Source organism: Ancylomarina sp. (assembly GCF_041555295.1).
Taxonomy (GTDB): domain Bacteria; phylum Bacteroidota; class Bacteroidia; order Bacteroidales; family Marinifilaceae; genus Ancylomarina.
Map to the genome: position 1 here is coordinate 1 of NZ_JBFFKR010000500.1, position 1,024 is coordinate 1,024.

The window sequence follows — 1,024 nt, forward strand, 5'->3', positions numbered from 1 at the left end:
ATACATAATGATTTGAAGCACGTTCCCACAAATGGGAGTGTACTTGAGATTGTTTAAACTGTGTTCCGCTGATTTTGCCTACTCGTTCGGCAAAGTTTTGTGAAATTCTAATAATAAATTTGCTTTAATTTCGCATTGTTTCATTCAACATCGTGATTAAGAGTAGTTTGTAATTTAGTTTCAGGTCTTAAATCTCAAAGATCTAATTGTTTTACTTAGGGATTGTAGTGGAAATCTAGCAGTCAAATTGGCTTTGTGCAATGGGACGAGTAAGGCCGACAGACAGTATGTAGGATAACCCTATTTTGAACTTGATCTAGAAAAAACGCTCAAGCTTGACTTCTTCGTCGATTTCAGCTTGCGGGTTTTCCAATAATTCAAGCATTTGTTCAGAGAAATAAGGGGCTAGCATAACTCCCTTGGTTCCAAGTCCATTGAATATAGCTAAACAATCGTTATGCGGATGAATGCCAAGAATAGGTCGTCTATCTTTCACAGTCGGTCTTACACCAGCCCAATGATTCAGAATGGTATAATCTGTATCAATCAGTTTATCCAGTTTGGTGAGAAGTTCTGATTTGCCTTCTTCACTGGTATCTTCATCAATAGTATCCCATTCGTAAGTTGCTCCAACTTTAAAGTGATGATTTCCGGTAGGAAGAATGAATAAGTTTTTATTCAGGATGTAATCTTCACACAAAGATTTAGCTTCAATTTCTATCAATTCTCCTTTGGTGAGATAAAAACTATCAGCAGGAAAAAGAGCATTTTTAGCATCCATATATCCTCTACAGAAAATAATTTTCTCAGCTGTAAGATCTTTCCAATAAACAGACTTATCATCAAATATGATATCTTCAATATTTAGGTGATCTTCGATGAGATAACTGTGCTGTTTAAAGAAGGTACGCATGGCTCGAATCAATAGGCTCAAATTGCAAGAGCCTGTTTGCATGAGTGCGCCGTAATGCTCAATCGCTTTAAAACCTTCCAGTTTCAGATCCTTATCGATTCGATCAATATA

General features: G+C 36.4%; 1 protein-coding gene. It reads right to left on the reverse strand.

Annotated elements, in window-relative coordinates; genetic code table 11:
• Positions 1 to 316: 316 nt before the first annotated feature.
• Positions 317 to 1,024, reverse strand: a 708-nt coding sequence (locus tag ABY905_RS17435; RefSeq protein WP_372646202.1) for an NAD(P)/FAD-dependent oxidoreductase, incomplete at its 5' end; no start/stop codon positions are given.